General features: G+C 45.7%; 23 protein-coding genes and 1 pseudogene. 10 read left to right on the top strand and 14 right to left on the bottom strand.

What is annotated here, in order from left to right; translation table 11 throughout:
- Window positions 1–37: 37 nt before the first annotated feature.
- Window positions 38–1,549: a hydroxysqualene dehydroxylase gene (locus AC2VDX_RS09295; RefSeq protein WP_378182600.1), complete on the top strand. Its 1,512-nt coding sequence runs from the start codon at window positions 38–40 to the stop codon at window positions 1,547–1,549.
- 33 nt (window positions 1,550–1,582) lie between these two features.
- Here the strand turns inward: AC2VDX_RS09295 and AC2VDX_RS09290 are convergent, their stop codons facing one another.
- Window positions 1,583–1,825: a hypothetical protein gene (locus AC2VDX_RS09290; RefSeq protein WP_378182597.1), complete on the bottom strand. Its 243-nt coding sequence runs from the start codon at window positions 1,823–1,825 to the stop codon at window positions 1,583–1,585.
- A 152-nt stretch (window positions 1,826–1,977) separates the two neighbouring features.
- On the opposite strand from AC2VDX_RS09290, the gene AC2VDX_RS09285 reads away from it, so the two are divergent.
- The 6 genes from AC2VDX_RS09285 (at window position 1,978) to AC2VDX_RS09260 (ending at window position 6,612) form a co-directional block, all read left to right on the top strand.
- Window positions 1,978–3,492 (top strand): class I SAM-dependent methyltransferase, encoded by a 1,515-nt coding sequence (locus AC2VDX_RS09285; protein ID WP_378182594.1) that lies wholly within the window; start codon window positions 1,978–1,980, stop codon window positions 3,490–3,492.
- Window positions 3,489–4,535, top strand: a complete 1,047-nt coding sequence (locus AC2VDX_RS09280) for an XcyI family restriction endonuclease (protein ID WP_378182591.1) — start codon at window positions 3,489–3,491, stop codon at window positions 4,533–4,535. Before AC2VDX_RS09285 ends, AC2VDX_RS09280 begins: the two co-directional genes overlap by 4 nt.
- Before the next feature lie 184 nt (window positions 4,536–4,719).
- The gene (locus AC2VDX_RS09275) at window positions 4,720–5,373 is read left to right on the top strand and encodes a Uma2 family endonuclease (RefSeq protein WP_378183048.1); all 654 of its coding nucleotides are present in this window, start codon (window positions 4,720–4,722) and stop codon (window positions 5,371–5,373) included.
- Window positions 5,374–5,444: 71 nt separating this feature from the next.
- A complete protein-coding gene (locus tag AC2VDX_RS09270) occupies window positions 5,445–5,582 on the top strand; it encodes a hypothetical protein (RefSeq protein ID WP_378182588.1) in 138 nt (45 codons plus the stop codon).
- A 13-nt stretch (window positions 5,583–5,595) separates the two neighbouring features.
- On the top strand, window positions 5,596–5,937 hold the full coding sequence (locus AC2VDX_RS09265) for a 2Fe-2S iron-sulfur cluster-binding protein (protein WP_378182585.1): 342 nt from the start codon (window positions 5,596–5,598) through the stop codon (window positions 5,935–5,937).
- A gap of 237 nt (window positions 5,938–6,174) precedes the next feature.
- A complete protein-coding gene (locus AC2VDX_RS09260) occupies window positions 6,175–6,612 on the top strand; it encodes a hypothetical protein (protein WP_378182582.1) in 438 nt (145 codons plus the stop codon).
- A gap of 61 nt (window positions 6,613–6,673) precedes the next feature.
- On the opposite strand, the gene AC2VDX_RS09255 is transcribed toward AC2VDX_RS09260, so the two are convergent.
- The 9 genes and pseudogenes from AC2VDX_RS09255 to AC2VDX_RS09215 all read right to left on the bottom strand — a co-directional run bounded on the left by AC2VDX_RS09255 (window position 6,674) and on the right by AC2VDX_RS09215 (window position 12,614).
- Complete coding sequence (locus AC2VDX_RS09255) at window positions 6,674–6,958, bottom strand: DUF2470 domain-containing protein (protein ID WP_378182579.1); 285 nt, start codon at window positions 6,956–6,958, stop codon at window positions 6,674–6,676.
- Between the two features lie 26 nt (window positions 6,959–6,984).
- Window positions 6,985–7,935, bottom strand: coding sequence for an alpha/beta fold hydrolase (locus tag AC2VDX_RS09250; protein ID WP_378182576.1), 951 nt, complete (start codon window positions 7,933–7,935; stop codon window positions 6,985–6,987).
- 215 nt (window positions 7,936–8,150) lie between these two features.
- Window positions 8,151–8,396 (bottom strand): aldo/keto reductase, encoded by a 246-nt coding sequence (locus AC2VDX_RS09245; protein WP_378182573.1) that lies wholly within the window; start codon window positions 8,394–8,396, stop codon window positions 8,151–8,153.
- Between the two features lie 165 nt (window positions 8,397–8,561).
- Window positions 8,562–9,731, bottom strand: a complete 1,170-nt coding sequence (locus AC2VDX_RS09240) for a pyridoxal phosphate-dependent aminotransferase (protein ID WP_378182571.1) — start codon at window positions 9,729–9,731, stop codon at window positions 8,562–8,564.
- A 196-nt stretch (window positions 9,732–9,927) separates the two neighbouring features.
- Window positions 9,928–10,749 (bottom strand): SDR family oxidoreductase, encoded by an 822-nt coding sequence (locus tag AC2VDX_RS09235; protein ID WP_378182568.1) that lies wholly within the window; start codon window positions 10,747–10,749, stop codon window positions 9,928–9,930.
- On the bottom strand, window positions 10,746–11,174 hold the full coding sequence (locus AC2VDX_RS09230; RefSeq protein ID WP_378182565.1) for a DUF1824 family protein: 429 nt from the start codon (window positions 11,172–11,174) through the stop codon (window positions 10,746–10,748). Before AC2VDX_RS09230 ends, AC2VDX_RS09235 begins: the two co-directional genes overlap by 4 nt.
- A gap of 12 nt (window positions 11,175–11,186) precedes the next feature.
- Window positions 11,187–11,498, bottom strand: a pseudogene (locus AC2VDX_RS09225) (hypothetical protein).
- Window positions 11,499–11,607: 109 nt separating this feature from the next.
- A complete protein-coding gene (locus AC2VDX_RS09220; RefSeq protein WP_378182562.1) occupies window positions 11,608–12,363 on the bottom strand; it encodes a phosphatase PAP2 family protein in 756 nt (251 codons plus the stop codon).
- Window positions 12,364–12,383: 20 nt separating this feature from the next.
- Complete coding sequence (locus AC2VDX_RS09215; protein WP_190410909.1) at window positions 12,384–12,614, bottom strand: hypothetical protein; 231 nt, start codon at window positions 12,612–12,614, stop codon at window positions 12,384–12,386.
- 649 nt (window positions 12,615–13,263) lie between these two features.
- On the opposite strand from AC2VDX_RS09215, the gene AC2VDX_RS09210 reads away from it, so the two are divergent.
- Window positions 13,264–15,240, top strand: coding sequence for an NAD(P)/FAD-dependent oxidoreductase (locus tag AC2VDX_RS09210; protein WP_486928147.1), 1,977 nt, complete (start codon window positions 13,264–13,266; stop codon window positions 15,238–15,240).
- A 25-nt stretch (window positions 15,241–15,265) separates the two neighbouring features.
- Here the strand turns inward: AC2VDX_RS09210 and AC2VDX_RS09205 are convergent, their stop codons facing one another.
- Both AC2VDX_RS09205 and csaB read right to left on the bottom strand, forming a co-directional pair.
- Window positions 15,266–16,777: a hypothetical protein gene (locus AC2VDX_RS09205; RefSeq protein ID WP_378182559.1), complete on the bottom strand. Its 1,512-nt coding sequence runs from the start codon at window positions 16,775–16,777 to the stop codon at window positions 15,266–15,268.
- A gap of 310 nt (window positions 16,778–17,087) precedes the next feature.
- The gene (gene csaB / locus AC2VDX_RS09200; RefSeq protein ID WP_378182556.1) at window positions 17,088–18,140 is read right to left on the bottom strand and encodes a polysaccharide pyruvyl transferase CsaB; all 1,053 of its coding nucleotides are present in this window, start codon (window positions 18,138–18,140) and stop codon (window positions 17,088–17,090) included.
- Between the two features lie 124 nt (window positions 18,141–18,264).
- Between csaB and AC2VDX_RS09195 the strand changes: the two genes are divergently transcribed.
- Together AC2VDX_RS09195 and AC2VDX_RS09190 are read left to right on the top strand one after the other, a co-directional pair.
- Window positions 18,265–18,606, top strand: coding sequence for a DUF2499 domain-containing protein (locus AC2VDX_RS09195; protein WP_378182553.1), 342 nt, complete (start codon window positions 18,265–18,267; stop codon window positions 18,604–18,606).
- On the top strand, window positions 18,606–18,902 hold the full coding sequence (locus AC2VDX_RS09190; RefSeq protein ID WP_378182550.1) for a DUF3593 domain-containing protein: 297 nt from the start codon (window positions 18,606–18,608) through the stop codon (window positions 18,900–18,902). Before AC2VDX_RS09195 ends, AC2VDX_RS09190 begins: the two co-directional genes overlap by 1 nt.
- Here the strand turns inward: AC2VDX_RS09190 and AC2VDX_RS09185 are convergent.
- Together AC2VDX_RS09185 and AC2VDX_RS09180 are read right to left on the bottom strand one after the other, a co-directional pair.
- Window positions 18,895–20,400, bottom strand: coding sequence for an adenylate/guanylate cyclase domain-containing protein (locus AC2VDX_RS09185; protein ID WP_378182547.1), 1,506 nt, complete (start codon window positions 20,398–20,400; stop codon window positions 18,895–18,897). The genes AC2VDX_RS09190 and AC2VDX_RS09185 overlap by 8 nt on opposite strands.
- A gap of 679 nt (window positions 20,401–21,079) precedes the next feature.
- On the bottom strand, window positions 21,080–21,685 hold the full coding sequence (locus AC2VDX_RS09180) for a CPBP family glutamic-type intramembrane protease (protein ID WP_378182544.1): 606 nt from the start codon (window positions 21,683–21,685) through the stop codon (window positions 21,080–21,082).
- Between the last annotated feature and the right edge of the window lie 152 nt (window positions 21,686–21,837).

The following is a 21,837-nucleotide window of genomic DNA, read 5'->3' as shown; positions in this document are numbered from 1 at the left end:
TTCTTTTCATCCTGAACAAAGAATGGAGATGTGCGCGATGCCAACAGAAACACAAACCCCAAAAATAGTAGTCGTTGGTGCTGGTTGGGCAGGGTTGGGGGCTACCTACCACTTAGCGCGTCAAGGCTACGACGTAACTCTTCTAGAAGCTGGTTCCTATCCGGGTGGCTTGGTGGCAGGCTGGAAGACAGCAGCGGGGCGCTCTGTAGAAGCGGGTATTCATGGTTTCTGGTATCCTTACCGAAATATCTTCTCCCTGGTAAAAGAATTAGGGCTGAATCCGTTCACGCCTTGGACTCGTTCCTCCCAGTATTCTCCAGCTGGTTTAGAAGTAGAATCGCCCATTTTCCAAGACTTACCGCGACTTCCCACCCCGCTGGGGACTTTTCTCTACACGCAATTTAAGCGGTTGCCATTAAGCGATCGCCTCTCAGCTTTACCTCTACTCTACGCAGTTATTGATTTTGACAATAGCGACGAAGCTTGGCGACGCTATGACTCTGTAACGGCACGAGAACTCTTCAAAGATTTTGGGGTTTCGGCGCGACTTTACCGCGATTCCTTTGAGCCAATGCTGTTGGTGGGCTTGTTTGCACCAGGAGAGCAGTGTTCAGCCGCCGCCGCGCTGGGTATGCTTTATTACTTCATTTTGGCTCACCAACCGGATTTTGATGTCGTCTGGTGCCGGGGAACGGTCGGAGAAATGATATTTCGTCCTTGGGTGGAACGAATTGAACAAGCTGGGGGAAAATTACTCGCCAACCGACGAGTCAGTGACGTAATTGTTGATAGCAATAATCAAGCGACAGCGGTTGTCTGTGGAGATGAAGTGTTTGAGGCAGATGCGGTTATTTTTGCCGTTGGTATTAGCGGCATGAAGAAGATTGTGTCAGGTAGCCCTAGCTTACAAAACCGTAAGGAATTTCGGGACATTCACAACTTGGGCGCGGTTGATGTGTTAGCAACTCGCCTGTGGTTTGACCGCAAAATTAATATTCCTCGTCCTTCTAATGCCTGTTTTGGTTTTAATGCAACAACTGGATGGACGTTTTTCAATTTAAATGCCTTGCATGATGAGTACCGCAATGAACCAGGGACAGTTATTGAGGCAGATTTTTATCACGCGAATCAGTTTCTTCCTTTAAGTAATGAGGAAATTGTGCCGCTTGTACAACAAGATTTAGCAACTTGTATCCCAGCTTTTCGGGATGCGAAAGTAATCGACAGTAGTGTAATCCGCCTACCGCGTGCGGTGACTCACTTTTTCCCTGGTAGCTATCAGTATATGTTGCCAGGAGAGACGACTATCAAGAATGTCTTTATGAGCGGTGATTGGATTGTTACCCGTCACGGTTCCTGGTCGCAAGAAAAGGCTTATGTGACAGGTTTGGAGACTGCAAATTTGGTGATTTCACGCTTTGGACGTGGGAGTAAAGCTTTGATTCTACCTGTTGAAGCAGATGAGGCGCATATTCAAATTGGTCGGTCAATTAACCAAACACTACGCGGTTTCGGCAAAACATTCTTACCGGATATTTGGCTACCTTAGCTATGTTATATTGTGCTGTGCTTAGATTAATGTCTACGGATGGATCGAAGGCTTGAATCCAGATGCTTCCCGATCTGTAATCGCTGCTTTCTGCCATTCGTACTCCCAACCTAATTCAAGTTCATCTACCAGGGAACAAGCCTGAGCCAATGCTGCATCTTCTTGCTGCTGTCGCCATTGTTGCAAGAGAGATTCAATTAAAGCACTGCGATTTTCAACTTTTTGGTCAAGGTAAGTCAGCAATTTCTCTGGCAATGAGATAGAGATTTTAGCCATATCCTACGCAGAGTCATACTATTAGGTAGTATAGGCTGTTTGGGGCGCGATCGCGTTTTGCTGGGAATGCGATCGCTTTTCACCAGAGATACGCAGCTTTTGCCCTACAATATTACAATTATCATTCCGCCTTGCGAGAGCCTTGATAAGTGATGAAACAGATGATACAGGGGAATAGGGTTAATAATTCCACTATTACTAACTCTGCACAAGCCCTTCATTCTTCAGTAGCAAGAACGGCTCTCTATGAAAAATTCAAGACAAAAATCATTCCTAATCCTTGTTTGAACAGAAGGCTGGTTAGTTTTCAGGCCAATAAGGAAACTCCATTTTATAGCTGGTTTAAATATAAAGAAGGATTTTCAGAACGATTAGTTACCTATCTCCTGCAAAACTTCAAGCGACAACCGGGTATTTTGCTCGATCCATTTGCGGGATGTGGTGCAGCTTTATTTGCTGCAAGTTCCTTGGGGTGGCAAAATATAGGGATTGAACTTTTGCCTGTCGGCATTTATGCAATACAATCTCGAATTTTAGCTAATAAAATCAATATTAAAGAGTTTAATTTTGTAGTTACTGAAACAATAAAAATCAACTTTGCAGATTACTATAACCCCTGCTACCAAATTCATCATATTGCGATTACTCGTGGGGCATTTCCTTCATTAGAAGAAAAACAACTGGTTGGTTATATTTCCTATTGTCACAAGTTGGTCACGAATGACGATATTCGCACTTTACTTCTATATGCTGCTTTTTGTATACTTGAGGATATTAGCTATACCAGGAAAGATGGACAATATTTGCGTTGGGATGGCCGTTCTGGTCGTTCTCAGGGAAAGAAAACCTTTAATAAAGGAGAAATATTAACTTTTTCTGATGCAATTTACCAAAAACTTAAGCAGATAACATCAGATTTAGATGTCTGCTCAATCCAACTAGATTTATTTGGTGATAGTCTATTATCTGGATTGGCAACCGTAAAGCCTGGTCATGTTGAAAATCCGGAGCCTATACTTTACCAAAACTCTTGCCTCGAAATTCTTCCCACTCTGCAAGAAAGCACTATTGATTTTGTAATAACTTCGCCGCCCTATTTGAACCGATATGATTACACTCGCACGTATGCACTTGAGCTAGTCTTTCTGGGATGCACTGAAGAGAAAGTAAAGCAGCTACGTCAGGCAATGCTTTCATGCACTGTAGAGAATCGAGATAAACGCACTCAACTAGAGCAGTATTACACAAGTATAGGACGCGCTCAGGATTTTTTGAAAATCGATTCCACTTTCCAACAACAGACAGCGTTACAAGAAGTTTTGACAATTTTGAAAACTGCTAAAAAAGAAGGAAAATTAAATAACGTCAACATTGCCAGAATGGTGTATAATTACTTTTACGAAATGTGCTTTGTCACTTATGAATTAGCTCGAAGCCTTAAGCCGGGGGGCATAGTGGCAATAGTAAATGACAACGTTCAGTATGTTGGTGAGGAGATACCTGTAGACCTTATTTTATCTGATATGGCAGAGTCTTTCGGGTTGACAACTCGATACATTTGGACATTGGATCGTGGCAAGGGCAATAGTAGTCAGCAAATGAGAGATAGAGGTCGGTCTGAGCTTCGGAAATGTGTATATATTTGGGAAAAAGAAGCGATTCCATGACATCAGATGAAGCCTCACTCTTAGCTGAATCAAACCGTATAAACTATCGACTACGATCAACGTTTTTTTATCGCAAACTAAAGGAATACAAGACGCTATCTTTCCGCAATAAAATTGATGAAATATTACCCGCAAAGCATCTATACAGTTGGCAAGGTTGGGCTGATTGGGGCATTGGCAAGGATGCTTTTGCCTACATCAACGGGCATGATAACTTACAGCTCATTCAAGTATTTTGCCACCCCAGGTTAATTCGCGAACACTCTATACTAATAGGCTACTATCGTAATATTGCTGCGCTTTCCCAGAAAGCGGTTAAGTATTTAGTAGGTATAGATGTTAAGAAGATTGAAATTAATGAAGAAAATCATTATTCTCTAAAGGAAGACCAAGCCAAGAGACTTGCCCAGCTTTTTAATGAACACATCTCGCTCATCATTGACAGTTCTATAGAAAGTATTACAGAAGATGAATTATATGGAATATTGCTAGCATCAACGGGGACGCAAATTGACGGCTCCTGGCGTAATGCTATTGGGGAAGAAGCAGAAAAAGTTGTTCAACGTCTTCTCGTGAAAGAGGCTAAAGCGCGCAACTTTCTTGCGGCTCTGCTCCCACGAGTGGGTACGGCAATTGAATTATACAATCCTGAGAAGCTTGAGGAACAGTTAGGAAATATTGAGCGCTATCGGGGTGTGATGTTAGTTAATCAAACCTCAATGCTCTTTTCCAGTGAGCCTGATATTTCACTGCTGGGTAATCAGGGTACAACAGTTGGTGTAATTGAGGTTAAAGGAGGTGCTGACCCCGCTGGCGCACTTGAGCGTTATGGTGCGGCAAAAAAATCTTTTGAGGAAGCTTTTCGCAGGAATAGTCAAGTTAAAACTATTCTCGTTGCTAGCTGTATTACCTCTGAGGTGCATACTCGTATTCAGAATGATTCAACAATCTCTACCTATTTTAACTTGACGGAAATTGTGAGCGAAGACTCAACAAAATACAAGCAGTTTGTGCAAGAAGTCTTTTCTATTCTGAGGACGTAAGCAAGGGGACGTAAGCAAGGAATTAAACCTGCAACTGTATCAATGGTAGAGGTGCAAGCTTGTAGCTAAAAAATGCGATCGCTCTCTCCTCATTAATGCGACGCTGAAGACAGCCGCTTCGCTTCACGCATCCACATTACCCACTCAACTTGATATCGTGGTAGAAAACGCGGGGTTAAGTTCTATGGTGACGACAGCGAAAACTACTCAAGGGCGGGGTGTACTTAGAAACATCAGTTGGCAAACTTTTGAAACAATACTTACAGAGATGGGGGAAGATCGTAACACTCGACTGGCTTACGATCGCGGAATGCTGGAAATTATGACCCCTTTAATGCCACATGAGAGCAATAAAAGATTGGTAGAGAAGATGATTGATGCTTTAGCTGAGGAACTTCACCTCAACCTCAGAAGCGCTGGATCTCTCACTTGTAAGCGTCCAGACTTACAGCGGGGTGTTGAACCGGATTCTTGCTTTTACATCCAGAATGAACCGCTAATCAGACAGAAAAGGGATATTGACTTAACGATTGACCCACCTCCTGACTTAGCAATAGAGGTGGACTACACTAGCGCTTCGGTTGACAGACTCTCAATTTATCTTGCTTTGGGTGTTCCGGAGGTTTGGCGTTATGACGAACCAGTGATGCAAATTTATCAATTGCGAGATGGAGTGTATGTTCCTGGCGCTGTTTCTTATACTTTTGCAAATCTACCCTTAACAACAGAAATTCCACACTTTTTGGAAGAAAGCTTAAGAATTGGGGAAATCCCTATGATTCGGTCTTTTCGCGCTTGGGTAAGACAGCAAATAGAGCATCGTGACGACAATGTTTGAGAAGAATTGAGAACGCGATCGCTCAAAAGATTTATTATATTCAAAGTTTAATTATACTGAGCCAATGTCTTATGCCTAATGTTGAGGAAGACGAAAGCCGAGAGAATCGCATTGCAATGGAGATAATCGTCGATGCCTATAACGACGAAGAACACTTGGAAGCAATAGCAGACTGGGACTATTGGCTTGGCAGAAGATACGAATTTTAAAGGAGTCGTTTTAATGGCAGTTTATCAAGTCCGGCTGGTGAATCCAGCGATCGCGCTTGACCGTACCATCTCAGTGCCAGACGATCAGTATATTCTAGATATGGCTGAAGACGCGGGCATTCGATTACCTTCTGGGTGTAAACAAGGGGAATGTTCGGCTTGTATCGCCAAGCTGGTGAGTGGTGAAGTCGATCAAGGCGAACAAAAGTTTCTACGTTCAAAAGAACTAGAGGCTGGATACACTGTTACCTGTGTGGCTTATCCGCTGTCGGATTGCACGCTGCTAACCCACCAAGAACAAGATTTGTATAAATCGGCTCTTTACTTTCAGCCAGATACAGCTAAGTCTGAATAATTTTTGTGCTAAAAGTTGCAATATTTCGGCACTAGCAATCAGTCAGTTTTAGCTAAAGGTACGGACGGACGGTTTTTTTGCCATGTCTTTAGGTGGCATGGTTAAACTTGCCACTACAAGAGTCTTTAGTGCGATCGCGCTGACGTATATGAAAAAGCCGAATGATACAATCCCATTAAGAAGGAAAACACCGTTTTGAAGAAATGAAGCGTGAAATAGTCAGTACGGAGGATAAAAATGAGTCGGTTACTCTACGAAAATTCAGTTTCATATAAAGGATATCTGATCGTCCCATTTATTTTTGGAATGGCGGATGGGCAAAATATTTACTCTTATAGTTTACTTTCTGAGTTAGGACATAAAGGTAAATTTCATAAATTGGAAAATCCGGCTTGTATTTATTCAAGTTATATTGAGACGATTATTGAGGTTGCAAAAGAACATCTTGAGGAGAATTCAGATGTTGTCAGCCAAAACGATTATTTTAAAAATAGATATATTTATCAAGATAATTTAATTATTGTTTATCAATTAGCAAGTAAATATTTTTACGATCATTATAAACCGGAGAATTTGAATAATGTTGCCGCGCCAAAAATCTTTGAAAGTGAACAAGAGTGTATTAACTGGATCAAAGAGGGACTAGATAAGTCACAGATTAATCAACAAGTTTAAATTGTACGGGGATAGAAGTAAGGTGGACAATGCCCACCCTACTCAATGTTCTATTTTGGTTTTATTTTGAATTAGAACGCGCTTGTTTCACCATTGCAATGAGCGTATGGTGAGCATCTTCGGCATCTTTGAGAATATGATCGAAGTGAATGCGTATCGGCACATCCGAACCTTTGACTTGTGCCATGAGATTCATGCCTTCTGGATCTACTGAAACCATTTCTGCCTTTGCTGCATCGGGAGAATTGCCATAAGTTTGGGCGTAAAGAACGACAGCAGTAGCATGATCGTCGTTCATGTGAGCGCAAATGCGATCGCTTATTTCAGACGTTATTGCATCGGACATTAGATAGCATCCTCTGATGTAATTAATTAAGAATGTTTAGCGACAAAATTGGTAACTACATTGACAAATTCAACCGTTGATTCATAGGGTAAAACATTACGACCTAACATTTTGATTCCCTCAGCATTGGGTAAAGACTTCTGATAGTCAGCCAAGCGTTCATCGGGAGTTTCGCCTTTGCCAGCTTGACTAATGCTTGATGCCGTCTCGCCTACGACTACCAGAGTGGGTTGAGAGATAGATGCGATCGCGTCTTGATAATCTTGCCGCCAAAACCCCGCTAGAAAAGAAAAAACAGCATGGCGAGTCTCTGGATCTGTCGCACCTTTCTCCAGAGTTTTCAGCCACTCCCGATCGACTGAATCAGCCTTTTCAAAGAGTTGTTTAGTTGAGAAAGAACGTAAGAACTGTTCGCGCCGCGCATAGCGATAAAAGGCACTCCCAAAAGGAGAGTTTAACAGATTCCAGGTAAATTTTTGCCGCCAATTTGCTCTAGGTTTACTTATCAACGCCAAAGCGGGAGGACCAGCCAGCACCAAGGCTCGAATAAAATTAGAATTAGTTTGTAGACGAACTAACTCAATTGCTACCGGCAGCAAAGCACCTTGCACTACTACAATTACAGGTTTTTGTACTACAGTCTGCAAAAAATGTTGCAATTGTTGTGCCCAATCAAGGGGAGTATAACCTACATGAGGCATATCACTCTCACCACATCCTAGTAAGTCTGGATTGTAAATTGGATTCCGGCGACCCGCTTCATACCATTCTCGACAGAATCGCTGCCAAAATTTCCGGGATAATCCTACACCAATGGGATGAATCAATAATAGGGGAGTACCGTCATTTGTATTCAGATTAATTGCACTATGAACTTCGTAGGCGCAGCGATAGTTTTTCCAAGTGTAAAACTGCGGGGTAGTTACGGTTTCAGTTTCAGAAGTTGGTGAATTTTGAGTTGAAGATAAGGGTTGCATAGTTATCCAGAAAGAAATTAAGGTTAGGAGCATCCCAATGAGACTAAAAACGCCTGACGACTAAAGTTGCGGCTATACAAACGAAGCCTGACGAGAGCCGGTTTCAGCTTGTAGGCTTATATTTAGAAAAATGGGATGCACTCTGCTCATTTTTTGGGTTGATGAGCTAAATTTTGAGTTAACTTAACAGTGCCTCCTGGCAAAGCTCAGCTCATCTATCGCTCGTAAGAATAAATATCTCCAGGTTGCTTGAATAGAGTAGATGAACGATCTGAAAGCAGTTGCAGATCCTCCTTGTCTAGTTGGAAACTTAAAGCTTCTACGTTCTTTTGAATCTGCTGACGATCTTGAGTAAAGCTTGAGATGACAGCAGCAACAGCCTGGTATTGCTTAACCCAGTTTAAAGCCACCTGAGAAATTGTTTTCTCATATTTCGCTACTTGGGTCAACGTGTCTAGCATCTCTTAACAGGACTTACGCAAAGCTTATACATATAGCGTTTTTTCGGGTTCAATCCCCCTGTGGTTGCGGTGGCAGACCTGGTGATGTTGCGTAAGTCCTGTCTAAGACAGGTTGCCAGCCGCCGTGAGCAAGGTGTAATTCTTCGCTAAATGCCCCCTTGACGATTATGCGCCTAAAATCGCCTGCAAACCCCTCACGAATCGCCCAATTCCCTCGGATGCGGTTTCTTTTTGCAGGGCACCATAGGCAACGCGCAGATAGCACCCGTCTTCCATGCCAAAGGTTGTACCTGGAATGACAGCGACGCCATGTTCGCGGATGAGTCGTTCTACCAAGTCCATTGCGGGCAATTTTGTATAAACTCTCAGCAGAAAATAAAAAGCTCCATCTGCTGGGGGAATGGTGCATAAATGTGGGATGCGATCGCATTCGTTGAGGACAATTTCTCGCACAGAGGCGATCGCTTCCAACTTTTCCTTGCAGTAGCTCACTCCCGCCTGCAATGCCCCTAATGCGGCATACTGGGAAATAACCGGCGGACAAATCAAAATCGTATCCTGAATCTTCTTGACGGCGATGAGAAGGTGTTCTGGGATGACCATATACCCGATGCGCCAGGATGCAAAACCGTAAGCTTTAGACAGCGAGAAGAGGGAAATTGTATGGAGGTTGCTGTCTCGGATTGCTGCTGGCGAAAAATGCTGCACGCCGTTGTAAGTAAAGTATTCATACGCTTCATCGCTGATGTGATAGATGCCGCGATCGCGGCAAATTTGATTCACTTCCCGCAATGCTGCTTCCGAATACACGGCTCCTGTGGGATTATTGGGTGAAATTGTCACAACTGCCCGCGTTTTTTCGGTAATTGCTTGCCGAATCGCCTCCGGACGTAGTTGATAATTCTCATCCGTCGCTACAAGAACCGGACGACAACTCGCCATTGTAATTGCCATCTCCTGGTTGAAGTAATAAGGCGTTTGGAGAATAATCTCATCGCCAGGATTTGCGATCGCTAACACCACATTTATGAACGCCATGTTACTACCAGCCGTGACCACAATGCAGTTCTCAGCATTTATGTCAATAGCGTTCTCAAATTTTAATTTTTGAGCGATCGCCTCCAGCAACGGCGAGATACCTTGCACGGGTTTGTACTTGTGATTCTCCGGATCTGCCAGGAAATGGGACAGTTGCGCGATCGCTTCTGGCGGCGGACTATAATAAGCAACGCCTTGTCCCAGGGAAATCGTTCCCGGACAGCTACGAATCAATTCTCCAATAACGGGAATAATTGGCGACTGTACCGCCTGCATCCGAGAAGATTCAGTAAGCATAAAAAACTCATCATTTAGGGTTTATTGTGCATATTGCATAGTATTCAAAATTCGATAATTACGTTTTTCTGATCCCTCTTAAAAAGGAGGGTTGGAGGGATCAAAATGTCAATTACACAAACTTAAATCCACCTAATCCAGTTTAAAAGGAGGGAACCCGGAAAGTTTCACATAGCATCAATCACCAACTTTCCATTCATATCGTTTCCGGATGACTTAATTCAAACCCGGCTGCTTTTAGCTTCTGATTTGACACTCGCGCATTGTAAGGTCGAACACTTTTCTGGGATTCATCCCAAAAAACTTTGGGTAGCTTATGTTGTTCGCACACTCGGTCAAGAAGTTCCCGATAGGTCAAATGTGCATCATCCACTAAGTTGTAAATGCCTTGCAATTGGTGCTTGCGGACAAACTCGATAGCAGCAACAATGTCATCCAGGTGAATCCAATTTGTTGTGTCCTCGCCGTTTCCAGGACGAGTTGTACCGACAACTCGACTAAATATTTTAGATAATTCACGACCTGACCCATGAATCCCGCCTAAACGGAGGATACAAACGCCTAGCTTTTCAGTGGATGCTGATAGCAATACTTGCTCGGTATCGCAGAGGATATGACCATTTTGGTTAGCAGGTGCAACGGGTGATTCTTCATCCACCCACTCCCCATTTTTATCGCCATAGACAGCATAACTCCCTGTGTAGATTAGCTGTCGCACCGAAGGAGTTTGTTTCAAGACTGAGACTAAGTTATGGGCAATCTTTAAATAAGTTTGTTCGTAAACATGGGCATTTTTTGCTCCAATACTCAGCAGTACAGTATCCTGATTTTCCAGCACCGATTGTAGACTTGCGAAATCGTCGCCTTTTACGACTACGACTCGTTGGGCAACTGCTTCTAATTCTGAAATTCGTTCGGGAGAAGTTGTGGTTGCGGCGACAGTAAATCCCAACTCTTGACGCCAATATTGGGCAACTGCCTTACCCACATAACCACAGCCAATAATTGCAACGTTCATGAAGATTCCGATGTAAATAAATCTAGGGGCAAATGACCGTACATCTCGTTAATTCCGTCTTCATCCGCAGACTGGCAGGACACCAAAACTCCGCGATGTTCTCCTATGTAAGAATCGAGATAACACAAGTTAGTTTTGGGGTTAAATTTGATATAAACAGAGCCATCAATAGTAGCTAAATCCTGATTAACTTCATAACCCAAAGCAGTTGCATAGGTTTTTAAAACTCCAATGCCTTGCTCTGCTGTATCGGCACAAATTCCTAGTATTTGGTTATCAGAAAGCTCAGTTACCAAAAGTAGCGCTTGACGAATTGAATCTTTATTTGGTGCATTCTCACTTGAATTTATCTTCAGGCAGTCGAAAGTTTTGAGAATTTTATGCGCTTGTTGAACAGTTAAATTTGACGAATTTTGGATAGACATAAATTTCTTGCCTTACTTGGCTAATTCCCGCTCAATAGCTGCAATCAATTCTAGTGAATCTGGCTTCACGCTGCTATTAAATCGAGCCACTACTTCACCTTGCTTGCTGGCTAAGAATTTCTCAAAACAAGAAACATTTCCCGTAGGTGCAATCACTTATCCCGATACTTATTGGTTTAACTGCTCCAATCCTTTGTATTGAGGTGTGTAGCCGCACTGGGAAGCCACATTCATGATTAAAATTACGTTTCCGCCATACTCGGAAAGTTGCTTATCTTCACCGTTGATAGTTTTCACTGCGATGTCAGAAACTGTGCTGCTCATTAATTTCATTTCTACACACACTGATTTAGGTTTGCCGTATGAACCGCCCGATGAATTGGGGGAGAAATACAGAAAGTTCTACACCGCGTGAATTAGGTGTGTTATCCCCTTACCTGCGGTTAGTAATATTGGATTTTTCATCGTTAGGAATGGGCGTTTTTCGACTGGCTGGCTGGCGATATTCTTGCCAAATTTCCAGGCTGAGGATACAGGTCATCAACCACACAATCCCTGCTGCATATCCAGCGACGACATCCGTAGGCCAATGGACGCCGAGATAAAGCCGACTCAGACCAATACCCGTAACCAATAGCAGTGTCCCGCTGGCGATCGCTATCCGCCATCTACCCAAGTGCTTGACCAACAAATAGCCAATCGTGCCGTAAACCACCATCGAAATCATCGCATGACCGCTGGGGAAGCTGTATTGACCCACATCAACGACCCGATCCCAGAGTGCTGGACGGGCGCGACCAAATAGCACTTTGAGTAAATAGTTTAAGCCCATCGCACCCACTCCAGCGATCGCGAGTGTCATGGCTTGCGATCGCTGACCGCGTTGGTACAGCCAAAACCCGAAGCCCAAGCAAATGACCAGCAACACCGTCGGTTCTCCCACAAATGTGAATCCCAGCATTATCCGATCGAGCAGCGGCGCGTGCAGGCTTCTGATACCCAGTAAAATTGCCGTATCAATGGCTTGGGTTTCTTTTTCTAAGACTTCGTCAGCAATTTGGGCAAATCCCCACAGCCCTAGGGCGGCAAGTAATAGACCCGCCGCTCGAATCGTAAATAACAGGGGCAACAGGTGCGATCGCCACCACTGCGGCAACGCGGAGATAATTCGCTTGGCAATTTCGCGCATGATCTGGTGGTTCTAACTTCCTAGAGGCTAGCCCAAGCTTGGGCAACGATGTCGCTAAGCCAGTGTCTTTGTGCCTGATCCAGCAGACTATCTTCTTCTAGCACTTGGGCGGTTAATTCGTCTAAAGACTGCCCCTCTCGACGGGCAATTTGAACGACTCCAGCGATCGCTGCCGCGACTAATTCTTCATCAACGGGCTTTTGCCGCAGGGCGACAATTTCTTGAGGACTGGCTGGGATGGGATAATTCATGGCGTAGGTCATAGCCTATGGGCGGGTTTAAAGGATTCATCGCTCAGGGCTTTCGTCGTGAGCGGTTCCCCGCCCGTCCAACAGTTGCACCCCTGTACATTCAGAAAATGAGAATTGTGTAAAGTTTTTTAATCAATTCTAAGCAATTCGTATCCGGAAGTTTAGCGTACTTTGACCACGGTTCACTCTGTCTTTGTCAGGAATAGGTTCCCTAATGCAGATCGCCAATATGAGAGAAATACTTTACTTAGAAGTTCCTACCTCGGATATAGTCGCCGTCCTCGCCTGGTTGCACGAGGAGTACGATCCAGGCTCAGGGGAGAAAATGCTCACGCCCGACGGCATCAGGCTGCAATTTCCCGCTCCTGGGAACCTTAGGAAAACGGATACAACCCAAAATCCCGCGATTCCGCAACCCGAACTCTCGATTTTTATTTGGTCGGTGCAGCGAACCACGTATCTGAAGGTCTTCCGTTGGACACAGAAGGCTGTCCCCGGTGAAAGAAAAATCCTCAAACAACTCAGCTCCAGTCTGAGAAGCCGATTTCCCCAACAATATCCAGAACCACCGGCGATTGATTTGTCAAAGCAATCTATCTTTGAAGCTTTGACTCTCGATTACCCGGAAACAGTCCGCTTCTTTCAAAAAATGCCAAACGGGGAATATGACCTCAATCGCGTCTATTGGTGGGAGCAACGTTGGCGCGAGAGTGTCCGCAATCCGAAGCAGCCAAGGCAGGTTGTGTTCCTAGCAGAGAAAGAGATAGGTAATAAAAAGGGAGACGAATCCTTCACTGAGTCCTCAGTCCGTGCTTCGCACCGCAACGCTTACAGTCCTCAATCCACCCTTCGGGAAGGCGAAGCGCCTACAGTCCTCAGCCCTCAGTCCTCAATCCTCAATCCTCAGCCCTCAGCCCTCAGCCCTCAGCCCTCAGCCCTCAGCCCTCAGTCCTCAGCCCTCAGCCCTCAGCCCTCAGCCCTCAGCCCTCAGTCCTCAGTCCTCAATCCTCAGCCCTCAGTCCTCAATCCTCAGCCCTCAGTCCTCAGTCCTCAGTCCTCAGCCCTCAGCCCTCAGCCCTCAGTCCTCAGTCCTCAATCCTACGACCTTATCTATGTGGGCGGTGCCTTGGGCGTCATCCACGCCGCCGTCATGGCTCAACTCGGCTACCGGGTGCTATTGCTGGAACGGCTACCTTTCGGGCGCATGAACCGGGAATGGAATATTTCCCGCGATGAATTTCAAAGCTTGATTGATTTGGGCTTATTTACCCCAGCGGAGTTTGAAAGCATTATTGCAGCGGAGTATGTAGATGGGTTTCACAAATTCTTCGATGCCAATAATCCGCCCAAGCTAAAAGCACAGGTATTGCATACGCCAACGGTGCTGAATGTGGGATTGGACGCCGAGAAACTGCTGCGTCTGTGTGGGGAAAAGCTCACCAAAGCGGGTGGGGAAATTTGGGATGAGACGGAGTTTATCCGGGCTGATATTGGGCAAGAGCAAGTTACCGTGCAAGCCAAGCATCTGCCCAGCCAAGCTCAACGCCAAGCCAGCGGACGCCTGCTGGTAGATGCGATGGGAACCGCTTCGCCAATTGCATGGCAGTTGAATGGGGATCGCACTTTTGATAGTGTTTGCCCAACCGTCGGGGCTGTGATTGCCAGCGGGTTTGAGCCGGGAGTGTGGGATTCCCAATACGGGGATGTGCTGAACAGTCACGGCGATATTTCGCGGGGGCGGCAGCTGATTTGGGAGTTATTCCCCGCCGAAGGTGAAGAAGTTACCTTCTACTTGTTCCACTATCATCAAGTGCATCCCGATAACCCCGGCTCATTGTTAGAAATGTATGAAGATTTTTTCAACATTTTGCCGGAGTATCGCCGCTGCGATATGGAGAAGCTGGTGTGGAAAAAGCCTACATTTGGGTATATTCCGGGTCACTTTAGTGTTGGAAGTCGCGATCGCACTGTCGCCTTCGATCGGCTGATTGGCATTGGCGATGCTGCCTCTCTCCAATCTCCCCTCGTCTTTACCGGCTTTGGTTCCCTGGTTCGCAATCTCTCCCGTTTAACCAACCTTCTAGATACTGCCCTCAAACATGACTTGCTCCAAGCCCATCATTTAAACCAAATTCGCGCTTATCAAAGCAATGTCTCCGTTACCTGGCTATTTTCTAAAGGCATGATGGTTCCCACTGGCACCTACTTACCGCCGCAGCGAATTAACTCAATGCTGAATACCTTTTTTGGGCTTTTGGCGACAGAACCCCCAGAGGTGGCAGACACGTTTATTAAAGACCGAGTGAATTGGCTAACCTTCAATCGGCTGGCGTTGAAAGCCGCTTGGATCAATCCAGCTTTGCTGCTATGGATTTGGGAACTCGCGGGTGCTAAAGATATCCTCCGCTGGCTGGGCAGCTATTTCAACTTTACACGCCATGCCCTATTTGTTTGGTTGCTGGGGGGTTGGTTTCCGGGTGCTATCCGGCGTCTACAACCCTCGCTGGAAGAACGCTATCCCGCTTTGTGGTTGTGGCTGCTGACTCAGAGCTATGCTCTCACTGCTGGGATGGGGCGTCCTCAATTAAAAATTAAAAATGCAAAATTAAAAATTGTTCTTTTTTAATGCAAGCATTTTTAATTTTTAATTTCTACGCGCCCGTTTTTCTAGGAAACGTTGGCAATTCTATCGACGCCAACGATTTCCGCCCTTTGGGGGGACGCATTGGATAAAGCAGGGGTGAGGGCCAGTTGGGTTGAGAGAGGATGGCATCAGGGCGCTGGGCGGGCACAGCAGCCGGAAATTCTCGGCGGGATACCTCCTCTTGTTCAGCGTTGTTCGCACTGGCATCCTCTGAGAGAGACTCTGGTTCAGAAGGCTCAAAGATGAAAGAGGATGGAGAAGTTGATTCGGCATCTTCTGGGGCATACATCGTTCCAGGTTCATCGTTCTCATCTGGATCGAAACTTACAGCCAGCAGCAGTTCTTCCAATTCGTTCTCAATTGCGATACTTTCCTGGGCAGAAGCGATCGCTAATTCATCGGTGAAATCGTCATTGCCAGAACTTTCCAGCTCAGGGGGCATGAGAAAATCATCCATGACCGGATCGGAGTCTGGTTCTAGCATTCCCCATTGCCATATCTCCTCTTCATCGGTGGCTCCGAGGCTTTCAGAGGCGGGTATTTCTTCTAACGGCTCCCATTCCGTCGAAACGAAGGCGGTTGCGTCTGTAATCGGTGAATAAGCAGGAGACGGTACTGAAATCTCCCAGTTTTCCTCACTCTGGGCAGGGTCTTCCAGAAATGCCGGTTGCGCTGACCAAGGTTGAATCGGCGGCGCTTTGGGGAGGAGAGATTGGGAATCGTGGGCGTTTTTGAGATGGCGGTGCGCCCAGGTAGAGGAAGGTCTGGTATCTGGATTGATTTGGGTGGGGGGAGGCATTTCCAGACACTTTTCTAGCGCCGACTTGAATTGCAGGGTTTGGCGCTGCTGGCGTTGCAAGCGGGTGCGGAGTTCGCGGATTGTATTTTCGCTTTGCAACAGAGCATGAGATTGTTCGTTGTAGCGTTGCTGGGTGAAGGCACATTCCCGTTCAAGCTGGGCGATGCGTTCTTGGCTGCTTTCCAGCTGTTCTGTTACGGTTTCAATTAAGATTTGTTGGCGCTGGGCTGCTTGATGAGACGATTCCAGTTCTCGGAACAGACGGGTAACTTGTTCTTGAGTCCCATTGAGTTCCTGGGTTGTAGAGGTGAGGATAGTTTCTTGAGCTTGCGATCGCTGTCTTTGCAATTGCAACGCCTCCTGACAATCCCCCAGTGTTTTCTCTAGGTGATTCACTCGCTTGAGCAAGTCCCGATTGCGCTGACGCAACTCAGCCATGAGTGGAAACAAATTTCCCGCCTCTGCTGGCGACGAAAGCGGCTCAGACTTTTCCCGATGCACCCCATCATCAGTTGTCTTTACTGCACCAGCCTCATTGCCCACTAGCGCAGGCGGGCGATGCACTAAGCTGACGACTTCTGCTTGCACGAGAGGCTCCTCCTGTGCAGGATGAAGGTCAGAATCTGTTTCATCCTGCAAAGGATCGTCCATTGGAGGATCGGTTGATTCGGGGAAGGACTGGGACTGGTTAGCTTCTTGGGGGGTGTCAGCTTCACTCATTGCTCTGATTTAAGAGAAGGTCATGGGTGCTTGGAATGGACTTGCTGTAGCTTTATCAATTCACAGCTTTATTTGCGCCTAGATGGCAATAATTCTAATAAGATTATTCCACGACGCTCTCGGAGTCACTCTACCATTTTCAAATTTCGCATCGACGAGGAAATCGAACTCAAATTACTTGAGGTGCGACACGCAGAAGAAGTATATGCCTTGGTTGATTCTTGCCGCACCTCCCTTCGGTAATGGCTTCGGTGGAATTCACTAACAAAATTCTGAATGGGGCTACACAAATACAGTCCGCCTGAAGGGGTTATTCCTTCGCTAAAGCGTCACTCAACAAATCTTGATGCATCAATGCCCGGTCAACTAAAGACTGTATTTGATGGGGTGAGAGGGGGTCGCCGTTGACGTAGTGTTCTAACCAAGTTTGACTAATCGAGTTGGGGTCGTCAGGCAATTGAGTTAAGTCCCACCCTGGCATATTGAGTTCTTCCATCAGCAAGCTAACTTTGGGGTCGTAGCTGAGGGCGAAACAGCGACATTCTTGAGCCGCCGCCATAATTAAGCTGTGGTAGCGCATCCCGATTGCCATTTCGACGCCCTGAAATAATCCTTTCAATTCTCTAGGGTCTTTGAGAGAAAAAATATGGCTGGCACCCGGTAATTGCGGTTGAATTGACTGAGCGATCGCTAGATCCTGACTCGCTTGAAATGGCACCAGTAAAATGCAGGTCTGAGTGGCTTTTTGAAAGTCAATCAAGGCGCGAGTTAAGTTGGCAAGTCGCGCGGGAGTCAGTTGGGGATGCGATCGCAAGGTGACGGCGACTCTGGGTGCCGGTAAATCCCACAGTCCCTTCACTGGCTTCGAGTCTAACGCCCAAACCGGGTCTGGGGCTTGGATATAGGGGATTTTCCACTTCATTAGCAGGGCAGCAGAGGCGCGATCGCGGACGCTGACGGCATGGCAACCGGCGATCGCTTTTCGCGTTATCCAGCGAGTCAAATTGCGGTTCAAAGGGCCAATTCCCTGCGCCCAGGCAATAGTTTTCAATCCTCGCTGCTGGGCTAATCCCATCAATCCTGCGTAATAGAGGGGACTTAGGGCACTGGTGGCGTCTTGCATCAGACTCCCGCCGCCCCAGATGAAAACATCCGATTTGCGGAGTGCTTGCTGCACTGGCAAGAAAGCTTTGCGCGAACAACTTTCAACGCCATAGCGATCGCGCGTTTTTTTGGGGTTCCCAGAAAGCACAATCGGCGTCACATAAGCCGGTAACATTTGCAGCAGCGATGCTAGCAATGCCTCATCACCTGCATTGCCTTGCCCATAATATCCGCACAAAACTGCTCGAATCTGTCCCATGCTCAAACTTTACCAGCAAAACCGAGCGGTACTATAAGAAAAAGAGCGATCAGTTTTGAATTTTGAGGGTTGAGTTAAGACTTCTAATTCAAAACTTCATTCTTCAACCCTCAAAAACTTCTTTATGCACGCACTCTCAATTCCTACCTGGATTATTCACGTTTCCAGCGTCATCGAGTGGATTGCCGCCATTTGGTTGATCTGGATCTACGGCGAAGTGACTCGCAACCGGGCTTGGTGGGCGTTATCCTTCGCCATGCTACCGGCATTAGTCAGCGCCATGTGTGCCTGCACTTGGCACTATTTTGACAACCCAGAATCTTTAGAATGGCTGGTTACGCTTCAGGCGGCGATGACTTTGCTGGGTAACTTCACCCTTTTGGCAGCTGCTTGGTGGATTTGGCGTTCATCGCCCGTTGCCGATCAAAAAGACGATGCGCCAATTGTCTCTTCTAAATCACGGTAATGATTTCTAAAGAAACCCTTTTTGCACTCTCTCTATTCCCCTATTTAGGCTTTCTCTGGTTTCTGACTCGAAGTGGGCAGATGCCGCGTTTAGCCTTGATTGGTTTTTACATGACCTTGGTTTTTGTCGGCGTTACGATTCCGGCTGGAATTTATGCCAAAGTTGCCTATGGTGAGTCCTTAGCAAATGTCGATTGGCTGCACGGTGGCGCAGAGGTTTTTCTGACGCTTTCTAATATTTTGATTGTGCTGGGATTTCGGCAAGCGGTGATTCAAAAACGGCAAGTTTTTAAGTAAGGGAAACCTCACGCTTTCTGCCCTTCAGAAGGTAAGTTACCATTTCCCCTTTGCCTTTGACGTGAATCGAGCCTCTTGGCTCTAACGCATATCGACTACGTAAGCATTCGTAAGTTGTAACCGTTACTTGAATTTCACCTGGCAACCCGTGGGATTGCATCCGGCTGGCGATGTTCACCGTATCCCCCCAGAGGTCATAGATGAACTTTTTAGTGCCGATGACTCCAGCGACCACCGGGCCAGTATTAATGCCAATGCGGATGCTGAGTGCTTGGTGATGTTTGGTATTGAATTGGGCAATTTCTTTTTGCATATCGATTGCCATTTGGGCGATCGCTTCTGCATGGTCGGGTTGGGGTTTGGGAAGACCTCCTACTACCATATAGGCATCGCCAATTGTCTTGATTTTCTCCAAGTTATGCTGTTCGGTGAGGCGATCGAAGCTGGAGAAAATTTCGTTAAGCAACCAGACAAGTTCTTTAGGCGATATCTTTTCTGAAAGCTGAGTGAAGTTAACCAAATCGGCAAATAAAATCGTCACTTCAGGAAATCCATCGGCAATGTTACTTTGCCCGTCTTTGAGTTGTCTGGCAATCGGCTCTGGCAAGATATTAAGTAACAGGTTTTCAGACTTTTCCTGTTCCACCATTAGTTGCTGATTTGCCTCCCGCAATTGCGCCGTGCGTTCAATGACGCGCAACTCTAGCTCCTTGGAAGTTTGGCGCAGTCTGCCGATCACGAGGGCAATTCCTAATAGCCCCAATAGAGACAGTAGCGCTAACATTACGAAAGTTCCTCGCAGTCCTGCATGAGTCTTTGCCATGAACTCATCCAGAGGACTGGAGATTTCCAAAACCCCTCGGACATCCCCCACTTTCCAGTCTTTTTTGGGACTATCAACGTGAGTGTTGTGACAAGCAACGCAGCTAGCTTTCATGAGATCGGCTTGTGCATATCGCAATGACAGGCGTCCTTGAAAATTCTCCAAGCGCACAAAGGGTCTATCGGGATTTTGCCTCAATGAGCGAAGCGCTTCCCACTCAAAATTGTCTTTAGGACCACCTGTAGCTTGCCGCTGGCGAAAGGGATACTCACTATACAGTCGGACTGACATCCCAGGGTTTTTTTGAACGAGGCGCTGACTGAGTTCTATCAAAAATGTCGCTGGTACGGGGATTGCCTTCTCTTTAGCGGTGTAGTTGTCGGTAATCGTAATTTCAGGAACTGCGTCTATACGATTGAGAACCTCCGAGCTGTAGAGGGTGCGTGCCTCTGCGATCGCTTGGGCATACAAGGCTGCATTCTGAAGTGCTTGTGATTTAATTAGGTTTGACGAGAGATGAGACATATTCCACAAAGCTCCCGCTACTCCAGCACACAATAGGAGTGTCAAAACCAGAATCGTCTGCTTATTCAGCATCTGAATAACTTTTGCTAGACTTTTTGCAATTGACTGGCGAATAGTACGCCTATCTACACTGGAGTCTTGCAGATTCATCGAATCTCTCCTACTGTTTCTAGCGATACCTTTGTGACAAGCAGAACACCCTTTAGCTTCTTTTCATCTTCTAAGTTACGACAACTCTAACCGGAGTACCGCAGGCAGACTAGATTTCCTTACGGAAGCATCCCGTGAAATTGCAAATACACGCCCGCACTTTCTTGAAGCTTGGGGCTACATAAACTTGCGCCGGAAGCAGGCTAAAATTCTTCAGGCTGTGTAGGCAGGCTTTGCACGCGCAAGCCCTACCCTTCAGGGTGTGAGACTTGTTCTATCATGCTGAAAAAAAGCCTCATGTCAAGGTTGTACACTCATTTTTTTATCTAAATTAGGTTTTAGTGACTAAAGGTTGGCGCTGTTCGGGATTTACTTAAATAATACAAATTTTTCCAATAAATTATTACTACCTAGTTCTTCCTTATCAAACTCATTATATCATAAAAATTCCGTTAAGGTCCAGATACTAGCAACAATAATTTTGATATCCCTAGGAACAAACAATCTTAAAAGATTAAATAAACTAACCCAAGATTAACCAACAGCATTATCATAAGCTGTCGCCCATTTAATTTATATACTTTTTGGGGCTAGTAAGGGTAATGGGGAATCAGAAAGGGAGCCTTTAAATTTGTTGCAAATTGGATGTTGTCGTTGATAAATGTTCAAGACGAAGATGTTAAGGATTCAATTTCTTATATCCTCCCAATAAAAGTAGCCAGCCCACTACAATTAGCCAATGAATTGCCACCGGCATCCATAGAGAACCACTTTGAAAATAGGCAAGGGTACAAATAACGCCTAGAAGTGCTGCCAAGAATAGAAAAATCGGATTAAAAAAAGTCTGGAGTCCATCTGGGTAGAAAGTTACAGCATTGAGGGGATGGTAGATAATAAACATTACCAAACTGATACATCCCCACAACCACAGAGTAGCAGGGGTAGCATTTTCTGTGGGATGAGGGAGTAGTAAGATGCGAAAAAATAACTCCTCAGATATGGCGGGAGACAACAGACAACGTGCCATTACGCCGACAATGATTTGCCAAGATGTTTCTACATCAAGTTTTAGAAAACCCAGTTTGAATCCGATAGGTAGTGAAATTAGGGCATATATCAGTACCAATGCAGCGGAATATAGCCAAGCCTGGGCATCAGGAATTGTAGAGACGGCTGTAATTAAGCGATGGACGATTCCTAGAGTTGGGGAAAGCGCGATCGCATCTACCGAAAACTCAAATAGCGCTGCGATCGCTGGCACATTACTAATATACGCATCAACCATTAAAAATATTTCCTCAGATAGATATTTTTCTAAAATAAAATTCTGCTAGCGAGAGCCTTTTTCGTTAAGTAGCTTTCTCGGAAAGGTCAAAAATCGCCAATAGCATAAAAAAATTTGTCTAAATGAAAAACGTAGCACAAAAGGTACATACA

This window comes from Coleofasciculus sp. H7-1, from assembly GCF_057473865.1.
Note: the sequence above shows the minus strand (reverse complement) of the source record. Positions and strands in the feature narration are given on the sequence as shown.